Genomic DNA, 21,735 nt, shown 5'->3' with positions numbered 1-21,735 from the left:
CACCAACCCGCCCCACCTGCACCATCCCCAACGAAGGAGAAAGACACATGCACATCACACGCATCAGCGCCCTGATCGTCGCGGGCACGGTCGCCCTCGGCCTCAGCGCCTGCGCGTCCGACTCGGGCGACGGCGCCACGACCGGCGATGACACCTACACCATCGGCATCGCGAACTTCACGCTCGACGGCCCCTACTTCGGCGGCATGGACAAGGCGATCAAGGACGAGGCCGTGAAGAAGGGCGCTGAGACCATCAGCACCGACGCCGACGGCGACGCCGCCAAGCTCGCGTCCAACGTCGAGGACCTCATCAGCAAGAACGTCGACGCGGTCGTCATCTCGGGCGGACCGCTCGAGTCGGCACCCGCGGTGCTCAACTCGCTGTCCGCGGCGAACATCCCGGTCGTCCTGGTCGACCGGAAGTTCGCGACGGGTGAGTACACGAGCTGGATCGGCCCCGACAACGAGCAGATCGGCGTGCAGGACGGCGAGTACCTGGAGTCGATCCTTCCCGACGGCGGCGAGGTCGGCGTCATCAAGGGCGGTCCCGCTGACAACAGCATCGGCCTCGCGCGCACCGACGGACTCAAGTCGGTGCTCGGCGGGAACTCGGCGTTCACGATCGTCGAAGCACCCGACTTCGGGGGCTGGGGCTCGGATGGCGGTCTCTCGGTCATGGAGGGCCTGCTCGCGACCAACCCCGACCTCGCGGCGGTGTTCTGCGAGAACGACGCGATGTGCCTCGGCGCGCAGCGCGCGATCGACAACGCGGGCCTCACCGACCAGATCGTGCTCGCCGCGGTCGACGGCCAGCTCGAAGCCCTCGAGGCGATCGCGAAGCCGAGCAACTACGTCGTCACGGGCCTCAACAGCGCCGACGAGATCGGCCGCCTCGGCCTCAACCGCGCGCTCGAGATCCTCGCCGGCGATGACGTCGAGAAGGACACGGTCGTGCCGTCGCCGCAGATCACGAAGGACAACGCCCAGGAGTTCATCGACAAGGGCACGTTCTGAGCTTCGGCGTGAACCGGCGGGTTCGAGGCTGACGAGTCACCACGTCGACCCGCACGCAGCATCATCGAAAGGCCTCGGAGGCTCCGCTTGCGGATGCTCCGGGGCCTTTCCGCTCGAAGGCACGCGCTGACGACGCGACCTGGGAGGGGTGGATGCCACGTGGCATCCGCCCCTCGCCGTCTCAGGGCATTCGCGTCACGGCGTCCACCAGGGCCGCAGCGGCAGGTCGCCGGAGCCGCCATCAGCACGGCCCCCCTGCTCGTCGGGCCGCACGGCCAGCACCTGGTGCAGTTGGATGCCACCGGACTCGAAGGCGAGCCGCGACCCGGCCATGTAGAGGCCCCAGATCTTCGCGGTCGGCAGGCCGACCTCGGCGACGGCCTCGTCCCAGTGGGCGACGAGGTTCGCGCACCAGTCGCGCAGCGTCAGCGCGTAGTGCGGGCGCAGGTTCTCTTCGTGCAGCACCTCAAAGCCGACGTCCTGCGCCTCGCGGATGATGCGTCCAGAGCCCGTGAGCTCCCCGTCGGGAAAGACGTAGCGGTCGATGAAGCCGCGCGCCGAGGCCTGCGAGGTGTTGTCGGGGCGGGTGATGCAGTGGTTGAGCAGCAGCCCGCCGGGGCGGAGCCGCGACTGCAGGAAGCGGAAGTACGACGCGTAGTTGCGCACCCCGATGTGCTCGAGCAGCCCGATCGACGAGACGGCGTCGAACCCCGTCTCGCGGATGTCGCGATAGTCGCCGAAGCGCACCTCGGCCAGGTCGCCGAGCCCCTCCTCGTGGATCGCATGCTTGGCCCACGCCGTCTGCTGCTCCGACAGCGTGACGCCGACGGCCCGCACACCGCGCCGGGCCGCGTAGCGCACCATGCCGCCCCAGCCGCAGCCGACGTCGAGCAGCCGGTCGCCGGGCTTCAGGCGCAGCTTCTCGAACACGAGCCGGTACTTGTTCTCCTGGGCCTCGTCGAGCCTCGCCTCGAGCGACGGATAGCAGGCGCAGGTGTACGTCATCGACGGCCCGAGCACCCACTCGTAGAACGTGTTCGAGACGTCGTAGTGGTGGTGGATCGCCTCGGCGTCGCGGCCCTTGCTGTGCCGCAGCCCCTCGGCGACCCGGCGCCACCTCGGCGGCACCTCCTGCGGCGGCGGGGCGATGGGGCGCAGGTGCCTGGCACCGATCGACCGCACGACCTTGGCCATGACCTTGGGCGAGGGCAGCGTGAACACGAGGTCGTCGGCCAGGGCCTTCAGCAACTCGTACGGATCGCCCGGATGCACGCCGTGGATCTCGAGGTCGCCGGCGATGTACGCGCGGGCGAGGCCGAGGTCGCCGCGACCGGTGGCGAGGTAGGTCGTGCCCCGCGGCGTCGTCAGGTCGATGCCGAAGGGCGCGTCCGGCGGCCCGGCCGTGCTCCCGTCGTAGGCGCTGAACCGCAGCGGGAGCCGCACGCCGGCGAAGATCTCGAGCACCTCGGCGAGCGTGAACAGGTCGGCGGCATCCGTGTCGCCCGAGGCATCCGCCCGGCTCTCGGGGGCGTCGGGATCGAGCGCACCCCCGCCCGTGCCGGTCGCCGGCCCCTTGGTCGTGGTCATCGTCGTTGCACCGCCTTCGCGTAGAGATCGAGCAGTCGTGAGTCGGGGTCGTACCGCGCCTTCACGGCCCGGTAGGCGTCGCCGCCGTAGAGCTCGTCGAACTCCGAGCGGTCGTAGAAGCTGTCGGAGTAGAGGGACTTGTGCCCCTCGAGCGCGCCGACCTCGCGCTCGATCGCGCGGTTGGTCGCCCCCTCGGTGTCGCCCACGGGCACCGTCGACCAGAAGCCGACGTTGACGTACGTGCGCTGCGGCTCGAGCGGGTAGAGCGGCCAGGCCGTGCCGCGCTCAGGGCCGTCGCCGCGCAGCCGCAGCGGGCAGAGCCAGATCGGCTCGATCGGCACGTTCGCGAGGAACCAGTCGAGGAACTCGGCGGTGCGCCCGATCGGCACCTCGACGTCTTGGATGACGCGTTCGCGCGGCGGCCGGCCCTGCAGTCGCTCGAGGCGGTCGCCGAGGTCGTACCGGCGTTCGAGGCGCATGAGCTTCGCGTAGGTGCTGCTGCGTCGCAGCCGACGAGGCCAGAGCCTTCGGACGAGCGGATGCTGCGCCCCGAACGCCTGCGAGCACCAGAACCAGTCCGTGTCCCAGCGCCAGAGGTAGTCATGGATCGTGAGCCGGTCGTGTTTCACGCCGTCGGCGTGCTGGATCGAGCGGTAGTACGTCTGCTGCCCGGTGTAGTCGCTGAGGGGGCCGTCCTCGGCCGTCTGCGTGCCGAGGCACAGATAGCTCTCGTCGGCGCCGAACACGACGCCGTCCAGGTAGTCGACGCGCATGCCGTCGTGCTCGCCCGTCGAGACGATGCGCTCCATCGCCGCGACGAGGCCGGCGAGCGCGTGGAACCGCACGTGCCGCAGCGCGACGAACGGCTCGACCGGCTCGAGCTCGATGCGCAGTTGCACGGCGTACCCGAGCGTGCCGTACGAGTTCGGGAAGGCGCGGAACAGGTCTGCGTGCGCATCGTGCTCGTCGCGCGTCACCGTGATCACCTCGCCGGCGCCCGTCAGCACGTCCATCTCGAGCACCGACTCGTGCGGCAGCCCGTTGCGGAACGACGTCGACTCGATGCCGAGGCCCGTGACCGCTCCCCCGAGCGTGATGGTCTTCAGCTGCGGCACGACGAGCGGCGCGAGGCCGTGCGGCAGCGTCGCGGCGACGAGGTCCTCGTACGTGCACATGCCCGCGACGTCCGCGGTGCGCGCGTCGGCGTCGACCGCGATCACGTGCGTCAGGCCCGAGGTGTCGAGCCCCGCGGCATCCGCCCTCGCCCGCGTGCGGAACAGGTTCGACGTGCGCTTCGCGAGTCGGACCGCGGATGCCTCGGGCACGGCCCGATAGCTCTCGAGCAGGCGCTCGACGCCGGCGGCGTGGGCGGTGCGTGCGTCGATCGCGGGTGCGGACACGTGGCCAACGCTAGTCCGCCGGCGGCGTCGTGACCACCGGCCCACGCCGACCGGATCGGCCGCCGGCGTCGCTCGCGAACAGGTTCCCGAGTGCCGCTTGCGAATTTTACTCATGTGAGTAATACTGTTACTCATGCAAGTAAACTCGGACCGACGAACGCAGATCATCGAGGCGATGATCGAGGTGATCGCCGCCGACGGGTTGGCCGCGGCATCGTTCGCGCGCATCCGCGAGCACGCCGGGCTCTCGAGCACCCGCCTCATCTCGTACCACTTCGAGTCGCGCGACGAACTCGTGACGGCCGTGATGCAGCACATCCTCGCCCGCGCGGGCGAGGAGATGTCGCCGCAGATCGCAGCGGCGACGACCTGGCGCGACAAGCTCGCCGCCTACATCCGCTCCAACCTCGCGTTCCTCGGCGCGCAGCCGTCCGCAGCGGTCGCCGCCGTGCAGATCGTCGCCGCCTCGGCGGTGCCGACCGACTCCGGCCAGCAGCGCAGCGAGGACCTGCTCGCGCAGCTCTTCGAGGCAGGTCGGGCCGCAGGCGAGCTGCGACCGCTCGATCCGGGCATCGCGGCGGCCACGGTGCGCGCCGCGATCGACCGCGCGGTCGGCGCGTTCGCCATCGACCGATCGGTCGACCTCGACCACTATGCCGACGAACTGGTCGAGCTGTTCGACCGCGCCGTTCGCGCGGGCTGACCAAGGCCCGCACCCACACCACCCATCCGACACCCGGCGCCTCGCCGGGAGACGCCGCGCGCCCGCGCGCCCCGATTCGAAAGGCACCTCGTGCACACCACCCTCGACACCCCCGCCCACCCCGAACTGCAGCGATCGTTCCGCGCGATCCGCGCACTCCTCGTCGCCCTGCTCGTGTTCAGCCTGGCCGCGGTGGGGTTCGCCATCGCCGAACAGGGCGATCCCAGCCTCGTGAACACCGTGGTCTGGATCCGCAGCATCGCCGTCGTGATCGGCGCGGCGATCCTCTACGCGTTCGCATTCTTCGCCGCGCAGGGCCGCGACTGGGCGTATCGCCGCCTTCGCCTGCTGTCGTTCCTCATCCCGGCCGGCGTGGTCCTGCTCATCGCCGCCCCCGGCGAGTTCCCGCTCTGGATCAAGGTGCAGCAGGGCGTCTGCGGCGCACTGATCCTCGCGGTGGGCGTGATCCTCAGCACGCCGCGCATGCGCCGCGCGTTCCCGAAGCACGCTCGCTGACGGCTCACGCGCTCAGGTCGGCGAGCCGCATGGTCGCGCCCGCCCGTGCCGCGAACGCCGTCGCGCCGGCGGTGATCGTGCGCCGCATGACCTCGACCGCGGCGGTCGGGGCGACGTCGGCCGGGCGTGCGACGCTGATGGTGCGGGCGAGCACGGGCGAGCCGGCACCGCTCGAGCCCGCACCACCCCGGCCCGCCCCGAGACGAACCGACCGCAGGCCCGGCCGGTCGATGAGCACCATCGCCGGCACGATCGCGACGCCGAGCCCGCGCTCGACGAACCGCAGCACGGCGTCCATCTCCGCTCCCTCGAGCACGACCTCTGGTGTCAGATCGAGCGCCTGGAACGCGGCATCCGTCGCGGCCCGCAGGTCGTAGCTCGAACTGAAGACGATCTGCGGCAGCTCCGCGACCTCCGCCAGGTGCATGCTGTCGCGCGTGGTGACCGGCGGCGCCCCGGCCGACGAGACGAGCACGAGCTCCTCGACGAGCAACGGGGTCACGGTGAAGCGTGCGGCGGTCGTGGCATCCGACGTCGTGATGAGCGCGAGGTCGAGTTCGCCGGCGGCCAGTTCGTCGAGCAGCTGCAGCGACCCGTGCTCCGAGAGGTGCAGGTCGACGGCCGGATGCTCCGTGTGGAACGCGCTCAGCACCTCGGCCACGAGGCTGATGCAGAGGGTCGGCGTGGCGCCGAGCCGCACCCGTCCCCGCTCGAGGCCGGCGAGCTCGGCGAGTTCGCGGCGCACCGACTCGGCGTCGGCGAGCATGCGGCGCGCGAGCGGCAGCAGCGACTCCCCCGCGACGGTCAGCGTGCTGCCGCCGCGAGCCCGGTGGAACAGCTCGGCGCCGAGGTCGTGCTCGAGCGCGGCGATCTGCCGGCTCAGCGAGGGTTGGGCGAGGTAGAGCTCCTCGGCGGCCCTGGTGAAGTTGCCGAAGCGGGCCACCTCGACGAAGCCGCGCAGTTGCTCGAGGTTCATATCCATAGCGTAGACGTATGGTCGCGACCACTTATATGCATTGGAGTAATCGGATGCCGCTGCCTAGCGTTGTCGGCATGAGCACCACGACCCCCGCCGAGGCGCCGGCAGAGCGCCAGATCTCCACGACCGTCCTCGTCATCGGCACGGGCGGATCAGGCCTCCGCGCCGCCATCGAACTCGCCGAGGCCGGCGTCGACGTGCTGGCCCTCGGCAAGCGCGCCAAGTCCGACGCGCACACCTCGCTCGCCGCCGGCGGCATCAACGCCGCCCTCGCCACGATGGACGCCGACGACAGCTGGCAGCAGCACGCCGCCGACACGCTGAAGGAGAGCTACCTGCTCGCCGACCCGCGCACCGTCGTCACGGTCACCGAGGGCGCGGCCCGCGGCATCGACGACCTCGAGCGCTACGGCATGCCCTTCGCCCGCGAAGACGACGGCCGCATCTCGCAGCGCTTCTTCGGCGCGCACACCTACCGCCGCACCGCGTTCGCGGGCGACTACACGGGCCTCGAGATCCAGCGCACGCTCGTCAACCGCGCCGCGCAGCTGAACGTGCCGATCCTCGACACGGTCTACGTCACGCGCATCCTCGTGAACGAGGACGGTGCGGTCTTCGGCGCCTACGGGTTCGACCTCGAAGACGGCACGCGCACCCTCATCCACGCCGACGCGGTCGTCCTCGCCGCCGGCGGCCACAACCGCATCTGGCGTCGCACCTCCTCGCGCCGCGACGAGAACACCGGCGACTCGTGGCGCCTCGCCGTCGAGGCGGGCGGCCGGGTGCGCGACCCCGAGCTGGTGCAGTTCCACCCGTCGGGCATCATCGAGCCCGAGAACGCGGCCGGCACCCTCATCTCCGAGGCCGCTCGCGGCGAGGGCGGGATCCTCACCAACGGCCTCGGCGAGCGCTTCATGCACAAGTACGACCCGGAGCGCCTCGAGCTCTCGACCCGCGATCGCGTGGCCCTGGCCTGCTACACCGAGATCAAGGAGGGCCGCGGAACCCCCAACGGCGGTGTCTGGCTGGATGTCTCGCACCTGCCCCGCGAGACGATCATGCAGCGCCTCCCCCGGGTGTACCAGACCATGCTCGAGCTGCAGATGCTCGACATCACGAAGGAGCCGATCGAGATCGCGCCCACCGCGCACTACTCGATGGGCGGCGTGTGGGTTCGGCCCGACGACCACGGCACCGATGTGCCGGGCCTCTACGCCATCGGCGAGGCATCCAGTGGTCTTCATGGAGCCAACCGCCTCGGCGGCAACTCGCTCATCGAGCTGCTCGTCTTCGGACGCATCGTGGGTCAGGCCGCCGTGTCGTACTCGCGCGCGCTCACGGCGCAGCGGCGCTCGGCCGCCGCCGTGCAGACCGCGCGCGACGAGATCGCCGGGCTGCTCGCCTCCGACGGCACCGAGAACGTGCGCGCCCTGCAGCGCGCGATCCGCAACACGATGACCGAGCACGCCGGCGTCGTGCGCGACGAGGCGGGCCTGCTGGCCGGACTCGCCGAGCTCGACGCGATCGAGGCGCGCATGTCCGACATCGGCGTGCACCCCGACATCGCCGGCTACCAGGACCTCGCCCACGCGTTCGACCTCAAGTCGGCCGCCCTCGCCGCCCGCGCGACGCTGTCGGCCGCGTTGGAGCGACGCGAGACCCGCGGATGCCACAACCGGAGCGACTACCCCTCGCTCGACGAGTCACTGCAGGTCAACCTCGTCTGGTCGCCCTCGTCCGGCGTGACCCGCGAGTCCATCCCGCCCATCCCCGACGAGATCGCGGAGCTCATGCGCGAGGTCTCGACGGTCGGCAAGCTCGTCGAGTAGCCGGGCCTCGCGGCGGTAGCGGCGGATGCCACGTGGCATCCGCTCGCTCACGCCGGCGCCGTGCGGATCCTGACCTCCCGCTCCATGCGCTTCTCATGCCGCTGGCGGCCCTTGATCGCCTCGACCTCGCGACTCTTCGGCGGGGCGTTCGTGACGAGGTCGTCGAGCATGCGGCGCGTGGCCGCGGCGATCTCGTCGATCGCACGCTCGAACGCCTCGGTGTTCGCCCGCGAGGGACGCGTCGACCCGCTGACCTTGCGGACGAACTGGAGGGCGGCCTCCCGCACCTCTTCATCGGTGGTCGCCGGTTCGAAGTTGTGGAGGCAGCGGATGTTGCGGCACATGCCTTCGACGATACGCGCGGCCTCAGTGCGAGGCGAGATCGCGGACCGCCCTCGTTCGATCTGCCAGAGTATGTGCGTGCCCGATCCCTCGCCGTTCGCTCCGCCCGGAGCGCCGCCCGCGCAGCGCCGCCCTCCCACCCCCGCGGAGCCACCGCCCCCATCGACACCGTCGTACTTCTCGCGAGATGTCGCGTCGCCCGCCGGATCCAGGTCCGGCCTGAGCGGGCCGGGCACGACATCGGTCGTGCTGGGCGGAGCCGCGCTCCTGCTCTCGCCGGTGCCGCTCCTGAACGTGGTCGGCGCGCTCGGCGCCCTCGTCGGCATCGTGCTGGGCGTCGTCGGCCTGGCGCAGCGCCGCAGAGGCAGGCTCACCGCGATCATCGGCGTGCCGCTCGCCGCTCTGGGGCTCGCAATGTCGGTCGTGCTCATCGTCGTGTACGCCAACGCCGTCGTCGGAATCGTCGAGGCCACGTATCGGGCCGCAACGCCACCGATCATCACCGAGCAGGAGTCGGTCGTGTTCCTGCCCGGCTCGACCGAACCCGCCCAGGGCGGGGTGGGGCTGAGTCCCGACGACCCCGCACCGTTCGGGTCGACGGTGCACTTCGAGAGCGATCCCGACGACTCCTTCAGGATGGGATGGGACGTGACGGTCGGCGCTCCGAACCTCGACGCGACCGAGGTGGCGGCCCTCTACCCGCCCACCGACCTCGAGGCGGGCGAGCAGGTCGCCTCCGTCCCGGTCACGGTGACGAACCTCGGGTCGATGCCCGCCGTGCCCGCCGTCCAGTTGAAGTTCGAGTACGTCACCCCCGACCTCCAGGTCATCGAGAAGCCGTGGACCACGGCAGACGGTTCCCTCGAGACGTTGGGCAGCATCGACCCCGAGGCATCCGCGACCGGCGACGTCGTCATCGACATCCCGACCGCGGGTGCCGACCGAGGTGTCTGGGGCGTCAGGTTCTTCCTGAACTCGCAGGTCGTGTACTTCGGCGCGCCCTCGGGCGACTGACGGACGTCTCGATCGCTCGGGGCCTCAGCCCTGCCGCCATCGGTACTCGAGCTCGGGCCTGCCGGGGGTGCCGTAGCGCGGCGCCCGCTCGACGGAGCCCTCCTCCGCCAGGTGCTCGAGGTATCGACGTGCCGTCACCCTCGAGATCGCGAGGTCGACGGCGATCTCGCTCGCCGAAGCCGCGGCGTCCCGCTCGCGCAGGGCCTTGACGATGCGTCCGAGCGTGTCGCCGGCGAGGCCCTTGTCGAGCGCTACCGGTCCGGGAGCGCGAAGGCGTGCCAGCGACTGGTCGACCTCCTCCTGGGTGGTGACGCCGGCAGCCTGATCGAATCCGGCGCGGAACCCCAGGTAGCCGCGCATCCGTTCGGCGAAGACCGGGAACGTGAACGGCTTGATGAGGTACGCGACGATGCCGAGATGCACCGAGGCACGCACCACCGCGACGTCCCGCACCGCCGAGATGGCGATGACGTCGACCTCGAGGCCGGCCGTGCGGATGCGGCGGCACAGCTCGATGCCGTGGATGTCGGGAAGGTTCATGTCGAGCAGCACGAGGTCGATGGAGCCGCGGCGCGAGTCCGTGCCCGAGAGCGAGTCCCGCAGCAGCCGGATCGCCTCCTTGCCGTCGTGCGCCACGCCGGCGACCGCGAAGCCGTCGAGGCGGCGCAGGTATTCGGCGTGCGCCTCGGCCGTGATCGGCTCGTCGTCGACGACCAGGACTGCCACGTCGGTCATCGGCTGCTCCCGTTCGAGGCAGCGCGTGGCGATCGGCCGCCACGCGGGTCGACGCCCGCGGGGCCGGGCATGACGGGTGCCGGCTGCGGGAGCAGCACCGTGAACACGGCACCCGTGCCGCCGTCGGCGGGAGCCACTGCGATCGTCCCGCCGAGGCGGCGCACGGACTGGCCCACGAGAGCCAGGCCGAGTCCGCGACCACCCTGCCCGTGGTCCTTCGTCGAGAAGCCGCGCTGGAACACCCGTTCGGGGTCGACGACACCCGGGCCGTTGTCCGAGACGCGGATGCGCGCGGCCGCCCCGCCCACGGCCACCCCTTCCGCGGACATCGCCGCCGCCACGTCGATCGCCACGTGCACCGCCGGCTCGCGGACCGCGACGGAGGGCTCCATGGTCGCCGCCACGGCATCGACCGCGTTGTCGATGAGGTTGCCGACGATCGTCACCCACTCCGCCGGCGGGACATCCGTCGACGCGACCGCCGGACTCACCGAGACGGTCAATGCCACGCCGCGCTCACTCGCCTGCGCCGCCTTGCCGAACAGCAGGGCCGCGAGCACCGGCTCCTCGACGGCGCCCATCACGTCGTCGGCGAGCTCCTGGCGCGAGTCGAGCTCGTCGGCGGCGAAGGCGAGCGCCTGTTCGGGCCGGCCGAGCTCGATGAGCGCCACGATCGTGTGCAGCCGGTTGGCGAACTCGTGCGTCTGCGAGCGGAGCGCATCCGAGAGGGTGCGCATGGAGGCCAGCTCGCCCGTGAGCTGCTGCAGTTCGGTGTGGTCGCGCACGGTCGTGACCGTGCCCAGGATTCGGGCCGGGCCCGGGTCCGTCGGCGACGGCGTCGAGACGGCGACGGCCTGGTTCACCACGAGCACCCGGTCGTCGGTGAGGTGCACCTCGTCGACGGCGACCGCCCCTCCGGCGAGCAGGTCGCGCAACGACGGCGGCAGCGAGAGGTCCACGACGGGGACCGGTTCCTCGGATGCCGCGGGCGGATGCCTCGGCAGGCCGAGGAGTTCGATCGCCTGGTCGTTGGCGAGCACGAGCCGGCCCTGCGTGTCGACGAGCAGCAGGCCCTCGCGTACGGAATGGAGCACGCCCTCGTAGTAGGCGAACATGCGCCCCATCTCCTCGGGCCCTCGACCCCAGGTGACCCGGCGCAGGTAGCGGCTGAGCAGCCACGCGGCGAGCGCGCCGAGCAGCAGCGTCGCCAGCGCCGCCCCGAACACGATGGGCAGGCGGGCGCCGAGCACGGCCGAGAGGTTCGAGACCGTCACGCCGGCCGAGACGATGCCGACGACCTCGCCATCCGCATCCTCGATCGGCACCGTGGAGCGCACCGACGGGCCGAGGGTGCCCGTGTAGGTCTCGGTGAACGACTCTCCGCGCAGCGCCGGGGCGATCGTGCCCTGGAACGGAAGGCCGATCTGCGCGACATCGGGGTGCGTGTACCGGGTTCGGTCGGGATCCATGATCGTCACGAAGTCGGTGGCCGTGTCGGCCATCACGGCGACTGCGTACGGCTGCAGGTCGGCGGTCGGATCGTCCTCGGCGAGCGCGGCGACCACGAACGGATTGTCGGCGATCGAGGTGGCGACCGCCATCGTCTTCGCCGCGGCATCCGCCTCGACATCCGCTCGCGCGTCGGACCACAGCCAGATCGTCGCCGCAACGGTGAGCACCACGATGAAGCCGATCTGCAGCACGAACAGGCGCGTGGCGATGCTCCACCGCCTCCCCCACGCCGTCATGTGCACGAGACCAGTATGAACACAACGTCGTGGCCGACGCGTGCCCGGTCGAAGCTGTCAGCACTGATCACCGGGCCGGTCGCACCGCGGCGACCGCCATGAGGACGAGGAAGACCAATGGCAACGACGCATGCGGTGTCCGCACCGAAGAACCGGAAGACGCGACGACTCGATCGCTCGCACTACCTCTACATCGCCGTCATCGTGGCGGTGGCGGCCGGCATCGGCGTCGGGCTGGTGTTCCCCGACTTCGCCGTGGGCCTCAAGCCCGTCGGTGAGGCGTTCATCGCCCTCATCAAGATGATGATCGCGCCGATCATCTTCTGCACGATCGTGCTCGGCGTCGGCTCGGTCGCCAAGGCCGCCACGGTCGGCAAGGTGGGCGGACTCGCCCTCGGCTACTTCGTGGTGATGTCCACCTTCGCGCTGGCGATCGGCCTGCTGGTGGGCAACCTCATCCACCCCGGAGCCGGACTCGACATCTCGTCGACCACCTTCGACACGTCGGAGCTCAAGGCGGCCTCGTCGACGGAGTTCATCCTCGGCATCATCCCGACCACGTTCTTCTCGGCCCTCACCAGCGGCAGCATCCTGCAGACGCTGTTCGTGGCGCTGCTCGTCGGCTTCGCGCTGCAGAAGATGGGGCAGAAGGGTGCTCCGATCCTCGAGGCGATCCGGCACCTCCAGGTGCTCGTGTTCCGCATCCTGGCCATGATCATGTGGCTCGCGCCCATCGGCGCGTTCGGGGCGATCGCCGCCGTCGTCGGGGCGACGGGCGTCGCCGCGCTGGTCGCCCTCGGCACGCTCATGGTCGCGTTCTACCTCACGTGCATCGTGTTCATCGTCGTCGTGCTCGGCCTGCTGTTGAAGCTGGTCACGGGCGTCAACATCTTCCGCATGATGAAGTACCTCGGCCGGGAGTACCTGCTCATCGTGTCGACGTCGTCGAGCGAGGTCGCCCTGCCCCGGCTCATCGCGAAGATGGAGCATCTCGGCGTCTCGAAGCCGGTGGTCGGCATCACCGTGCCGACCGGTTACTCGTTCAACCTCGACGGCACGGCCATCTACCTCACGATGACCTCGCTCTTCATCGCGAGCGCACTGGGCACGCCGCTCAGCACCGGCGAGCAGATCTCGCTGCTCGTGTTCATGATGATCGCCTCCAAGGGCGCAGCGGGCGTCACCGGCGCCGGCCTCGCGACCCTCGCCGGCGGCCTGCAGGCGCACCGACCCGATCTCGTCGACGGCGTCGGGCTCATCGTCGGCATCGACCGCTTCATGAGCGAGGCTCGCGCCCTCACGAACTTCACGGGGAACGCGGTGGCCACGGTGCTCATCGGCACCTGGACCAAGCAGATCGACACCGTGCAGGTCGAGGACGTGCTCTCGGGTCGTCGCCCGTTCGATGAGGCGACCATGAGCGCAGACGACCACCTCGGCGCCGACGAGCAGGCGTACGAGTCGGCTGCGAAGTCGGGCGGCGCCGACGAGCACATCTCGACCGGCGTCGTGGCGAGCATCGTCAACGGGGAGACCCCCGCCACCACCGAGAAGGAGTCCGCGCGTGTTCACTGACCTCGACCCCCGTCCGGCGACCGCGGTCGCGGTCGCGCCCGCCATCGCCCGGTCCTGGCTGCTCGTCTCCGCGGCGAAGCCGGAGGGATTCGCGGAGGCCGCGGCATCCGGAGCCGATGCGCTCGTGCTCGACCTCGAGGACGCCGTGGCGGTCGGCGCGAAGGAGGCAGCGCGCACCGCGGCGGTCGACTGGCTCGCGACCGGCAACCGCGCGTGGGCACGGATCAACGATGCGACGACGACGCACTGGAGTGCCGACCTCGACGCGCTGCGGGAGCTGGACGGGCTCGAGGGCGTGATGCTGGCCAAGGCCGAGTCCGTCGGGCAGGTCTCGGCGACGGCCGACCGCCTGCGGCCGGGCATCCCGATCGTCGCGCTCATCGAGAGCGCGGTCGGGCTCGAGGAGGCTTCGGCGATCGCGCGGCATCCGTCGACCTTCCGCCTGGCCTTCGGGGTCGGCGACTTCCGGCGCGACACGGGCATGGGCGCGAGCGAGATCGCGCTGGCCTATCCGCGCTCGCGCCTCGTCGTCGCCAGCCGCGCGGGCGGGCTGCCGGGGCCGATCGACGGGCCGTCGCTCAGCACCGAGCCCGACGTGGTGCGTGACCAGTCGGCGCACGCCGCGTCGCTCGGCATGACCGGCCGCCTCTGCCTGCAGGTCGCCCAGGTCGCATCGGTGAACGACGCGCTGAGCCCTTCGGGCGACGATGTCGCATGGGCGGCGCGGGTGATCGCGGACTTCGAGGCCGGTGGCGGCGTGATCCGCGACGGCAGCGACCTGCCGCGGCTCGCCCGCGCCAGGGCGATCACGGCGGATGCCGCGGCGTTCGCCTACCCCGCCTGACGATCGTCGTGCGCCGCCTCGGCGAGCTTCACGAGGTGCGCATGCGCGTACTCGCAGACGAGCGCGTGCCGGTAGACCATGCGCGGCACGTCGACGTTGGAGTCCATCCAGACGCTCAGCTCGCCGACCTTCCAGTGCCGGAACGTGTCGTCGTCGCAGAGCACCGCGAGGATCTCGAGGAACGAGTCGTCGAACCGCATCGAGTGCACGGCGCGGCGGTACTCCTCCATCGTGAGCGCCATCGAGAACGGGATGTTCATGAAGCAGAGCGCGGTCTGGATGTCGAGGCGCAGCAACCGGCGGCGTCGCCGCTCGGCATCGATGGGCGGCACGTCGAGCTCCGAGAAGTCGAGCAGGTCGGGCGGTGACGGCGGCGTCAGCGGCACGCCGTCGAGTGCGATGAGCACGTCGTAGACGTTGACGTCGTGCTCGACGACCGCATGATCGTCGAGTTCGGCCAGACTCACGGGTCGGAGCGTGACCGGCGGGATCGCGGCATCCGTGTTGCGCAGCACGAAGTTGACGAGGTTGGTCTCGATGACGAAGTGCCGGATCAGCAGCTCGACGGCGTCGGGTGAGACGAACCGCCGCAGGTACCAGATGCAGAGCCGGTCCATCGTGTTCAGCGGCATCCACCGGAACGGCAGCACTCGCTTCACGATCGAGATGAGCGCGACCACGACGCGCGAGAACGGCCGGGCGAGCGGGTGGAGCCAACGCCGCGAGAGGCGCCGCTGGTCGTCGATGATCTTGCGCACCACCGCGCGATCGAGCGGAACGGCGGGGTCGACGGCGACCGCCTCCCACATGCTCGGATCGGATCGCGCGGGCTCGGTCATCTCAGTGGTCCAGTTCTTCCAACTGCAGCGCGTAGAGGCGGGCGACGACCTGCGCGCAGCGCACGATCTCGTCGGCGGCGGCATCGTCGATGATGCCCGACGTGAGGATCGCCTCGAGGGCACCGGTGTGCTCGCTGTCGGCCTCCTGGTGGTACTGCATGAAATGCACCTGGTTGTCGGCGAGGCCCAGCACCTCCTGGAACCGCTCGGCCCATCCGGCGGCGCGCTTGGCCCCGAGCCCCTCGATGATGAACATCGCGCCGAGCAGCCCGGTGGGGTTCGGCCGGTCGGCGTAGTGGAACATGTAGCCCGACAGCGCCTCGGAGCCGAGGTTCTTGCGGCCGGCGCGCAGCTCGGCGAGCGAGCCGCCGATGGCCACGTAGTCGCGCTCGAGCATGAGGTAGTCGCGGTGCTCCTCTTCGGCGTGGCGGATCGCGGCGGTGCGCAGTTCGAAATGCTCGATGTCGAAGTTCGACGCCGCCCGTGAGATCCACGGCGACCCGTCGACGACCTGCTGGCGCAGGTTGAAGAGCAGCCGCTCGTAGTCGTGCAGCGTCACCGTTCCGGCCGCGAGCCGACTCAGCACGGGCACCCGGTCGAGCCGTGCCTCGAGCTGCTCCCAGACGTCGGCGAGCCGGTCGGCGAGGGTCGCGACCCCGCCGGTCGAGGCATCCGCAGTGCTGATGGCGGATGTCGCGGGGCTCGCGGATGTCGCGGGGCCGGTCGTGTCGGTCGTCATGCTGCTGCTCCTTGCTGGTCGAGGATGTGCTGGTCGGGGATGTACTGCGCGGGCGGTGCCACCACGGTGAGGTGGGCGAAGGCGAACGAGAAGCGGCCGGACTCGGGCACGGCGAGCAGCACCGTCTCGCCGGGCTTGAAGCGGCCGGTGCGCCAGGCCTCCTCGAGGGCGATGAAGATGCTCGCCGACCCCGTGTTGCCTCGCGTCTCGAGGTTCGAGTACCAACGGTCGGTGTTCAGGTTCGGGATGCGGCGGCTCAGCGCGTCGAACGCGAGGTCGCGGAACGCGTTGGTGCTGTAGTGGCAGACGACGTGGTCGAGGTGGGTGACGTCGACGAGCCCGATGTCGACGAGTTCCTCGAACTGGCGGAAGCCCGCCTCGGCGAGGTCGTCGAGCATGCTCACGTCTTGGCGCAGCACGAACATGCCGGCGGCCTCGGCTGCGGCGATGTCGAGGTCCTGCCAGGTGGCGCCGACGGTCGGCTCGGCCCCGCTCATGCCGGCGCGCATGCAGACGTCGTGCTCGTGCGCGAGCGAGACCTGCCGAACCCAGTCGACGCGCAGCGACGGCTTGGTCGGATGCGGCTGGAACTCGACGATCGCCGCACCGGCGCCATCGGAGAGCATCCAGCGCAGGAAATGGGAGTCCATGCCCGCGCGGATGCCGTCGAACCGGCGCTGCCGCAGGCTGCGGCTCGACAGCTCCGAGCCGACGACGGCCGCGCGAGGATGGTCGCCGAGCCGGATCTTGCTCACCGCGGCATCGAGTGCCGCGAGGCTCGAGGCGCACACGCCCGACGCCGTGAGCGTCTGCATCGGGCCGCCGCCGAGCCGCCCGTGCACCATCGACGCGAAGCCGGGCACGAGCACGTCGCCCATGGTCGTCGCGCAGGCGAGCATGCGCAGGTCTTCGGCCCGGATGCCTCGATCATCGAGCGCCGCCCGCAGCGCCTTAACGGCGAGCTCCTCGTTCAGCTCGGTCGGCTCGCCCTGCTCGTCGAGCGCGTAGTGCCGCTGCCGGATGCCGTTCGCGTCGAGCACCCGCCGCCGGATGCGCTCGGTCACCGCGTCGTCGCCGCCGAGCCTCGCCGCGATGCCGTCGTTGTCGACCGGGTCACCGGGAAGGTACGCGCCGAAGCCGGTGAGGTACGCGGTCGCCGTTGAACCCATGCAGCGACACTAGGGCACGCGGGCGCGGTTCGTTTCCCACCGTGCACAGGCTGACGGTGAATGCTCAGCCGGTGATCGCCTCACCCCCGCGGCGTCCACCCCGACGGCAGCGGGCCGTCGACCTGCGCCCGCTCGAGGTCCGCCGCCGCAGACCATCCCTGCGCGGCATCCGTCGCATCGAAGCCGCCGCGCGCGACGCGGAACCCGACGTCTTCGTGGTGCATGCGCGGCGCTCCCCCGCGGCGCACCGAGGCCCGAACGCTCCACGCGTCGTCGGCGTACCCGCCGCCGCGGAACACCCGGTACGCGTCGTAACGCGCCGGGTCGAGCAGGTCCCAGCACCACTCCCAGACGTTGCCGAGCGTGTCGAAGAGCCCGTTGAGGTTCGGATGCTTGGCGCCGACGTCCTGCGGCGCGGTCACGCCGTCGGCGCTCGTCCAGGCGACCTCGTCGAGCGGGCCGTAGTGCGGGCGCGTCGACCCCGCCCGGCAGGCGAACTCCCACTCGGCCTCGGTCGGCAGGCGGAAGCCGTCGGCGTCGACATGCCAGGTGACGTCTTCGCCGTCGTAGGTGTAGGCGGGCTCGAGCCCCTCCCACTCGGATGCCGCGTTGCAGAAGCGAATGGCCCGCAGCCAGCTCACGTCGGTCGCCGGGCGTCGCGGATGCGTCGCCGTCTCGCCGAGCAGCTCGGCGAGCTGCTCCTGCGTCACCGGGTACACCCCGAGCTCGAACGGTTCGAGCTCGACGCTCCAGCGCACCTTGCGCCGCGCGTCGTGCAGGCCGACGGTGCCGCCGGCGATGCGCGCCATCTCGATGTCCGTCACCGGGGCAGTCTCGCACGCCCCGGCGACGTCGGTGCCGCGAGGGTCAGTCGTGTGACGCGCCCAGCTCGTCGACCGCCGTTCGCGCCTCCTCGGCGGCTCGGGCGGCCGCATCGGCTTCGCGCTCGCGTTCGTCGGCTGCACGTTCCGCCTCGGCGAGCGCGTGCTCGGCGTCGCCGAGGCGCCGCTCGAGCTCCGACAGGGCCGCCTTCAGCTCGTCGCGGGTCGACCTGACCGTCTGCACCTCCGCGCGCGCATCACCAGAGCGAGCGGATGCCGCGTGCTCGGCCGCTTCGGCCGCCGCTGCCGCCTGCTCGGCCTCGGCGAGTTCGGCGGCCCGTCTCTCGGCCTCGGCCTCGTCGGCCCGCCGCTGCTTCTTCGCGCGGCGTTCGCCGACCTCGTCGGGCGGCAGCGGTCGGCTCGCACGAGTCGCGTCGCTGCCGCCCGACCACGCGGCCACCGAGTCGGTCAGGTCCACCTCGGTGCCGATCGCCTCGAGGCTGCGAGTGAGTCGGCCGGTGCGCACGGCGTCGGCGGCCGAGGCATCCGTCATCGCAGCCTGCAGGGTCGCGGCGACGTCGTCGAGCACCGGCCCGCGCACCGGATGCCCCAGCTCTTCGGCGAGCGCGCCCGCATCCTGCGCGAGGGCGCGCACCACCTTGCGCCGCTCCTTCGCGAGCGCGACCAGCGCGGATGCGTCGACCTCGGCCTGCGCCGCCCGCAACTGCTCCCCGAGCTGGAGCAACTGCTCGAGCTCATCGTTGCGAAGTCGCGCCAGCCGGTTCACGAGCCAGGCCGGAGCCGAGGGACGGCGGAGCTCGCCGATCGCCTTCGCCAGGGCGCGGTCACTGCCCCGCAACGCCTTCGCACGGGCGTTGCGAGCCGCCGTGAACTCGTCGGGCGGCAGCTCGTACAGCTCGGCGGCGATCTCGGCGAGCATGTCGTCGGCCATGCCCTCATCCTTCCACCGCGGCACGCGACCGCACCGAGTCATCCGCCCGACCGGCTGCCGGTCAGGAGCTCGGGGCCGTGGTCTCCGGCGGCGCCGAGGGGCTCGGTGAGGCATCCGGCGCCGTGAACTCGGCGATCGCGCGCTGGAACGCGGCGATCGTGGCGGCGTCGACGGCGCCCGTCGGATCCACGCCGAGCTCGATCTGGAACGCCTGCACCGCCGCCGTCAGGGCGTCGGTCCACACGCCGTCGACCGGTCCGTCCCAGAAGCCGGCGAGCTTCAGCGTCTGCTGCACGGCGGCCGTCGACGCCAGCGACTCCTGCGCTGCGGCGCCGCCGAGCGCCACGAGTTCGGCCTGGAGCGCCGCGGATGTCGCCTTGTCGACCGTGCCCGTCACCGGCAACCCGTTCGCCTCCTGGAGGTCCTCGACCGCCTGCACGGTCAGCGGTCCCGAGACGCCGTCGACGGCGCCGGTGTAGTACCCGGCCGTGGCGAGGTCCTGCTGCAGCGCGAGGGTGTACGCGCTGACGGCGGCCTCGGCCTGCACCTGCTGATCGTCGGTGAGGCACCCAGCATCGGCGAAGAGCTTGAGCCACGCCATCTCGAGCGCGACGACCGCACTGTTGAACTGCTCGGATGCCTCGGCCAGGGGCGTCTGCTCGGTGATGGCGGCCTGCGCGTCGGCGAAGTCGGCGTCGGCCTGCTTCACCCGGTCGACGGTGGCGGCCGGAGCCAGCGGGGTCGCGGTCGGGGGCTCGGTCTGCTCGGCGATCGACGGCGTGCCGGTCGGCCCCGCCTCGGCGGCGGCCAGGGCCGCCTGCGCCTCGACGAGTTCCTGCTGCGCGGTCACGAGCGCGTGCTGGGCTTCGACCGCGGCCTCGGCGCCGTCGAACGCGTCGTCGCGCGGATCGGCCAGGTCGGCGCCCGCCGCCTGCACGTCGCCGACGGTCGGCGCCGTGTCGTTCAGCACGTCGCCGTAGCCGTCGAGCGCGTCGATGTAGTCACGACTCGCCCCGCAGAACTCCTCCGACGCCGAATCGAAATCGGCCTGGGCGCTCGCCACGGCCTTCTCCTTCGCGGTGACCTGCGCCCTCGCCCGGTCGACGCTGTCGGCACCCTCGGCGCATCCGGCGAGCCCGATCACGAGGACGAACGACAGCACGGCGGTTGCGAGGAGCCCCGGCATCCTCGCGCGATCTGCGTTCACGCATATCCCCCGATCATGAGCTGAATCTGTTCACATCATGGCACCGCGGCGACCCGGGATGCGGGATCTTCAGCCCAGGCGTTCAGGATCCGTCAGGCCTTCGCGCGCCCACCGGTCGACGATGCGTCGGGCCCGCTCCGCGTCGACACCGGCCAACCTGGCGAGCAGCGGGCGCACGACGTCGGCCACGAGCGGCTCGACGAGCTCTGTCACACCGCCCGCCGAGCGCAGCAGTTGCTCGAGGCGCGTGAAGTCGCTCACGAGCAGTGTGGGCACCTGCCGTTGCAGCAGCACGATCGCGGCGAGCCGCCGCTCGTACACGGGCTCGTCCCACAGCTCGGACGCGAGCGCGGTGACCTCGTCATGCGTCAGCTCCGGATGCCGCCGGCCGGCGTCTCTGACCGCGCCCCTCACAGCCCCGACCGAGGCGCCGTAGAACCGCAGCCCACCGCCGATGCGCGCGGCATCCGCGCTCGCACGCTCGTCCGACCCCTCGGCCCGAAGGGTGAGGTCGATGAAGTCCGCGGCGGGCGTGGTCACGGTTCGATTCTGCTGCCTCGACGATGGCGGGGGCCCGTCTACGCCCGTCGCGCCTGCCGCATCTGCGCCTGCCGCGCCTGCATAGGATGTTCGGATGCCTCTCTTCGACCACATCGGAATCTCCGTCGACGACCTGCCCCGCGCGATCGCGCAGTTCGACCCGGTGATGACGGCCCTCGGTTGCACGCGGCAGGATTCCGACAACGGCGTGTCGTGGTACCAGGGCGAGGAGGAGCTGATCCTCCTCCCCGCCCGCGAGCAGGGCAGCGGCCCCCACCGGCACGGCCGGGTCGGCTGGCAGCATCTCGCGTTCGCGGTCGAGTCGCGCGCCGAGGTCGACCGGCTGCACGCGATCGCCGTGGATGCCGGCTGGACGGCCGTGCGCGACCCGAAGCCGTACCCGAGGTTCAACGAGCGCTACTACGCCACCTTCGTCGAGGACGAGAACGGCATCCGCCTCGAGTTCATGCACAACCCGCCCCGCGAGCCCGCCGCCGGCTGAGTTCCAGGCCCGAAGCGCGGCAGCCGCTCCCCCGCACCGCACTCACCGCGCCCGAACGCCGGTGAGCGAGCCGACCACGACGTCGAGGGTCGCCTCGGCCGCATCGCGCCAGTCGACGCCGTCGAGCAGATCGTCGGTGGCGAGGGCCGCGACGCCGTGCACCGCGGCGAACACGACGAGCGACTGACGCTCGACGTCGCCGGGCACGACCTCACCCCGAGCCTGCGCTTCGGCGACGAGCGTCACCACGACGGCCATGCTGGCACGGCTGAGTTCGACGAGTGCGGGTGAGGCGTCGGGGTGATGCTTGGCCTTGTACATGAGGTCGAGGATCGCCGGGTGCTCGACCGCGAAGCCGATGTAGGCGAAGCCGGCGGTGCGCGATCGTGCGGCGAACGTCTCTTCGCTCGCCACCGCGACGGCGAGCGCCTCGTTCATGCGCTCGAAGCCCGCCACGGCGATCGCGTCGAGCAGGGCGGCACGATCGGCGAAATGACGAGCGGATGCCCCGTGACTGACGCCGACGTCGCGTGCGAGTTGCCGCAGCGAGAGCGCATCGAGTCCGTCGAGGTCGATCGTCTCCCACGCGCGCGCGAGCAGCGCTTGGCGCAGGTTTCCGTGGTGGTAGCCGCGTTCCGTCACATCCGCAGCCTATCCGAAAGTAGCCATTGACAACAA

General features: G+C 71.2%; 22 protein-coding genes. 8 read left to right on the top strand and 14 right to left on the bottom strand.

Annotated features, from left to right (window positions below):
* Positions 1–47 precede the first annotated feature (47 nt).
* Positions 48–1,016, top strand: coding sequence for a sugar ABC transporter substrate-binding protein (locus AC3IPY_RS03675; protein ID WP_489186758.1), 969 nt, complete (start codon positions 48–50; stop codon positions 1,014–1,016).
* A gap of 195 nt (positions 1,017–1,211) precedes the next feature.
* Here the strand turns inward: AC3IPY_RS03675 and AC3IPY_RS03670 are convergent, their stop codons facing one another.
* Positions 1,212–2,603: a class I SAM-dependent methyltransferase gene (locus AC3IPY_RS03670; RefSeq protein ID WP_489186757.1), complete on the bottom strand. Its 1,392-nt coding sequence runs from the start codon at positions 2,601–2,603 to the stop codon at positions 1,212–1,214.
* On the bottom strand, positions 2,600–4,003 hold the full coding sequence (locus AC3IPY_RS03665; protein ID WP_489186756.1) for an FAD-binding oxidoreductase: 1,404 nt from the start codon (positions 4,001–4,003) through the stop codon (positions 2,600–2,602). Before AC3IPY_RS03665 ends, AC3IPY_RS03670 begins: the two co-directional genes overlap by 4 nt.
* A 133-nt stretch (positions 4,004–4,136) precedes the next feature.
* Here AC3IPY_RS03665 and AC3IPY_RS03660 point away from each other — a divergent pair, with 133 nt between their 5' ends.
* Both AC3IPY_RS03660 and AC3IPY_RS03655 read left to right on the top strand, forming a co-directional pair.
* Complete coding sequence (locus AC3IPY_RS03660) at positions 4,137–4,706, top strand: TetR/AcrR family transcriptional regulator (RefSeq protein ID WP_489186755.1); 570 nt, start codon at positions 4,137–4,139, stop codon at positions 4,704–4,706.
* Between the two features lie 90 nt (positions 4,707–4,796).
* Positions 4,797–5,222 (top strand): hypothetical protein, encoded by a 426-nt coding sequence (locus tag AC3IPY_RS03655; RefSeq protein ID WP_489186754.1) that lies wholly within the window; start codon positions 4,797–4,799, stop codon positions 5,220–5,222.
* A gap of 4 nt (positions 5,223–5,226) precedes the next feature.
* On the opposite strand, the gene AC3IPY_RS03650 is transcribed toward AC3IPY_RS03655, so the two are convergent.
* On the bottom strand, positions 5,227–6,198 hold the full coding sequence (locus AC3IPY_RS03650) for a LysR family transcriptional regulator (RefSeq protein WP_489186752.1): 972 nt from the start codon (positions 6,196–6,198) through the stop codon (positions 5,227–5,229).
* Positions 6,199–6,275: 77 nt separating this feature from the next.
* Between AC3IPY_RS03650 and AC3IPY_RS03645 the strand changes: the two genes are divergently transcribed.
* Positions 6,276–8,030, top strand: coding sequence for an L-aspartate oxidase (locus AC3IPY_RS03645; protein ID WP_489186751.1), 1,755 nt, complete (start codon positions 6,276–6,278; stop codon positions 8,028–8,030).
* 47 nt (positions 8,031–8,077) lie between these two features.
* Here AC3IPY_RS03645 and AC3IPY_RS03640 read toward each other — a convergent pair whose 3' ends face one another.
* A complete protein-coding gene (locus AC3IPY_RS03640) occupies positions 8,078–8,374 on the bottom strand; it encodes a DUF2277 domain-containing protein (protein ID WP_489186750.1) in 297 nt (98 codons plus the stop codon).
* Between the two features lie 244 nt (positions 8,375–8,618).
* Here AC3IPY_RS03640 and AC3IPY_RS03635 point away from each other — a divergent pair, with 244 nt between their 5' ends.
* Entirely contained in the window at positions 8,619–9,386 is a 768-nt protein-coding gene (locus AC3IPY_RS03635; RefSeq protein WP_489186749.1) for a hypothetical protein, read from the top strand.
* Positions 9,387–9,410: 24 nt separating this feature from the next.
* Here AC3IPY_RS03635 and AC3IPY_RS03630 read toward each other — a convergent pair whose 3' ends face one another.
* Entirely contained in the window at positions 9,411–10,121 is a 711-nt protein-coding gene (locus tag AC3IPY_RS03630) for a response regulator (RefSeq protein WP_489186747.1), read from the bottom strand.
* Complete coding sequence (locus tag AC3IPY_RS03625; RefSeq protein ID WP_489188430.1) at positions 10,118–11,869, bottom strand: sensor histidine kinase; 1,752 nt, start codon at positions 11,867–11,869, stop codon at positions 10,118–10,120. The genes AC3IPY_RS03630 and AC3IPY_RS03625 overlap by 4 nt, the downstream gene beginning before the upstream one ends.
* Positions 11,870–11,986: 117 nt before the next feature.
* On the opposite strand from AC3IPY_RS03625, the gene AC3IPY_RS03620 reads away from it, so the two are divergent.
* The gene (locus tag AC3IPY_RS03620; protein WP_489186745.1) at positions 11,987–13,444 is read left to right on the top strand and encodes a cation:dicarboxylate symporter family transporter; all 1,458 of its coding nucleotides are present in this window, start codon (positions 11,987–11,989) and stop codon (positions 13,442–13,444) included.
* Positions 13,434–14,288 (top strand): HpcH/HpaI aldolase/citrate lyase family protein, encoded by an 855-nt coding sequence (locus tag AC3IPY_RS03615; protein ID WP_489186743.1) that lies wholly within the window; start codon positions 13,434–13,436, stop codon positions 14,286–14,288. Before AC3IPY_RS03620 ends, AC3IPY_RS03615 begins: the two co-directional genes overlap by 11 nt.
* Here AC3IPY_RS03615 and AC3IPY_RS03610 read toward each other — a convergent pair.
* The 7 genes from AC3IPY_RS03610 to AC3IPY_RS03580 all read right to left on the bottom strand — a co-directional run bounded on the left by AC3IPY_RS03610 (position 14,276) and on the right by AC3IPY_RS03580 (position 20,555).
* Entirely contained in the window at positions 14,276–15,127 is an 852-nt protein-coding gene (locus AC3IPY_RS03610; RefSeq protein WP_489186742.1) for a DUF6999 family protein, read from the bottom strand. The two genes, AC3IPY_RS03615 and AC3IPY_RS03610, sit on opposite strands and share 13 nt — an antisense overlap.
* Before the next feature lies 1 nt (position 15,128).
* On the bottom strand, positions 15,129–15,866 hold the full coding sequence (locus tag AC3IPY_RS03605; RefSeq protein ID WP_489186741.1) for an iron-containing redox enzyme family protein: 738 nt from the start codon (positions 15,864–15,866) through the stop codon (positions 15,129–15,131).
* Complete coding sequence (locus AC3IPY_RS03600) at positions 15,863–17,035, bottom strand: 3-oxoacyl-[acyl-carrier-protein] synthase III C-terminal domain-containing protein (RefSeq protein ID WP_489186740.1); 1,173 nt, start codon at positions 17,033–17,035, stop codon at positions 15,863–15,865. The genes AC3IPY_RS03605 and AC3IPY_RS03600 overlap by 4 nt, the downstream gene beginning before the upstream one ends.
* Positions 17,036–17,115: 80 nt before the next feature.
* Positions 17,116–17,859, bottom strand: a complete 744-nt coding sequence (locus tag AC3IPY_RS03595; protein ID WP_489186738.1) for a formylglycine-generating enzyme family protein — start codon at positions 17,857–17,859, stop codon at positions 17,116–17,118.
* A gap of 43 nt (positions 17,860–17,902) precedes the next feature.
* Positions 17,903–18,808 carry a transposase gene (locus AC3IPY_RS03590; RefSeq protein ID WP_489186737.1) on the bottom strand — a complete coding sequence of 302 codons (906 nt, stop codon included), beginning with the start codon at positions 18,806–18,808 and terminating at the stop codon, positions 17,903–17,905.
* A 61-nt stretch (positions 18,809–18,869) separates the two neighbouring features.
* Positions 18,870–20,015 carry a peptidoglycan-binding domain-containing protein gene (locus AC3IPY_RS03585; RefSeq protein WP_489186736.1) on the bottom strand — a complete coding sequence of 382 codons (1,146 nt, stop codon included), beginning with the start codon at positions 20,013–20,015 and terminating at the stop codon, positions 18,870–18,872.
* A 69-nt stretch (positions 20,016–20,084) separates the two neighbouring features.
* Positions 20,085–20,555, bottom strand: coding sequence for a DNA alkylation repair protein (locus AC3IPY_RS03580; protein WP_489186735.1), 471 nt, complete (start codon positions 20,553–20,555; stop codon positions 20,085–20,087).
* Positions 20,556–20,649: 94 nt separating this feature from the next.
* Here AC3IPY_RS03580 and AC3IPY_RS03575 point away from each other — a divergent pair, with 94 nt between their 5' ends.
* Positions 20,650–21,057, top strand: a complete 408-nt coding sequence (locus tag AC3IPY_RS03575; protein WP_489186733.1) for a VOC family protein — start codon at positions 20,650–20,652, stop codon at positions 21,055–21,057.
* A 42-nt stretch (positions 21,058–21,099) separates the two neighbouring features.
* Here the strand turns inward: AC3IPY_RS03575 and AC3IPY_RS03570 are convergent, their stop codons facing one another.
* Positions 21,100–21,699, bottom strand: a complete 600-nt coding sequence (locus AC3IPY_RS03570) for a TetR/AcrR family transcriptional regulator (protein WP_489186731.1) — start codon at positions 21,697–21,699, stop codon at positions 21,100–21,102.
* Between the last annotated feature and the right edge of the window lie 36 nt (positions 21,700–21,735).

It is taken from the genome of Agromyces sp. GL_144 (genome assembly GCF_057834305.1).
The sequence above is the reverse complement of the archived record's forward strand: the minus strand, read 5'-3'. Positions and strand labels throughout refer to the sequence as shown.

What these genes read in the sequence shown, in the direction of transcription:
- AC3IPY_RS03675 (WP_489186758.1), top strand. Translation starts at nt 48, where the DNA reads ATGCACATCACACGCATCAGCGCCCTGATCGTCGCGGGCACGGTCGCC.
- AC3IPY_RS03670 (WP_489186757.1), bottom strand. Translation starts at nt 2,603, where the DNA reads ATGACCACGACCAAGGGGCCGGCGACCGGCACGGGCGGGGGTGCGCTC.
- AC3IPY_RS03660 (WP_489186755.1), top strand. Translation starts at nt 4,137, where the DNA reads ATGCAAGTAAACTCGGACCGACGAACGCAGATCATCGAGGCGATGATC.
- AC3IPY_RS03650 (WP_489186752.1), bottom strand. Translation starts at nt 6,198, where the DNA reads ATGAACCTCGAGCAACTGCGCGGCTTCGTCGAGGTGGCCCGCTTCGGC.
- AC3IPY_RS03645 (WP_489186751.1), top strand. Translation starts at nt 6,276, where the DNA reads ATGAGCACCACGACCCCCGCCGAGGCGCCGGCAGAGCGCCAGATCTCC.
- AC3IPY_RS03640 (WP_489186750.1), bottom strand. Translation starts at nt 8,374, where the DNA reads ATGTGCCGCAACATCCGCTGCCTCCACAACTTCGAACCGGCGACCACC.
- AC3IPY_RS03630 (WP_489186747.1), bottom strand. Translation starts at nt 10,121, where the DNA reads ATGACCGACGTGGCAGTCCTGGTCGTCGACGACGAGCCGATCACGGCC.
- AC3IPY_RS03625 (WP_489188430.1), bottom strand. Translation starts at nt 11,869, where the DNA reads ATGACGGCGTGGGGGAGGCGGTGGAGCATCGCCACGCGCCTGTTCGTG.
- AC3IPY_RS03620 (WP_489186745.1), top strand. Translation starts at nt 11,987, where the DNA reads ATGGCAACGACGCATGCGGTGTCCGCACCGAAGAACCGGAAGACGCGA.
- AC3IPY_RS03610 (WP_489186742.1), bottom strand. Translation starts at nt 15,127, where the DNA reads ATGACCGAGCCCGCGCGATCCGATCCGAGCATGTGGGAGGCGGTCGCC.
- AC3IPY_RS03605 (WP_489186741.1), bottom strand. Translation starts at nt 15,866, where the DNA reads ATGACGACCGACACGACCGGCCCCGCGACATCCGCGAGCCCCGCGACA.
- AC3IPY_RS03600 (WP_489186740.1), bottom strand. Translation starts at nt 17,035, where the DNA reads ATGGGTTCAACGGCGACCGCGTACCTCACCGGCTTCGGCGCGTACCTT.
- AC3IPY_RS03590 (WP_489186737.1), bottom strand. Translation starts at nt 18,808, where the DNA reads ATGGCCGACGACATGCTCGCCGAGATCGCCGCCGAGCTGTACGAGCTG.
- AC3IPY_RS03575 (WP_489186733.1), top strand. Translation starts at nt 20,650, where the DNA reads ATGCCTCTCTTCGACCACATCGGAATCTCCGTCGACGACCTGCCCCGC.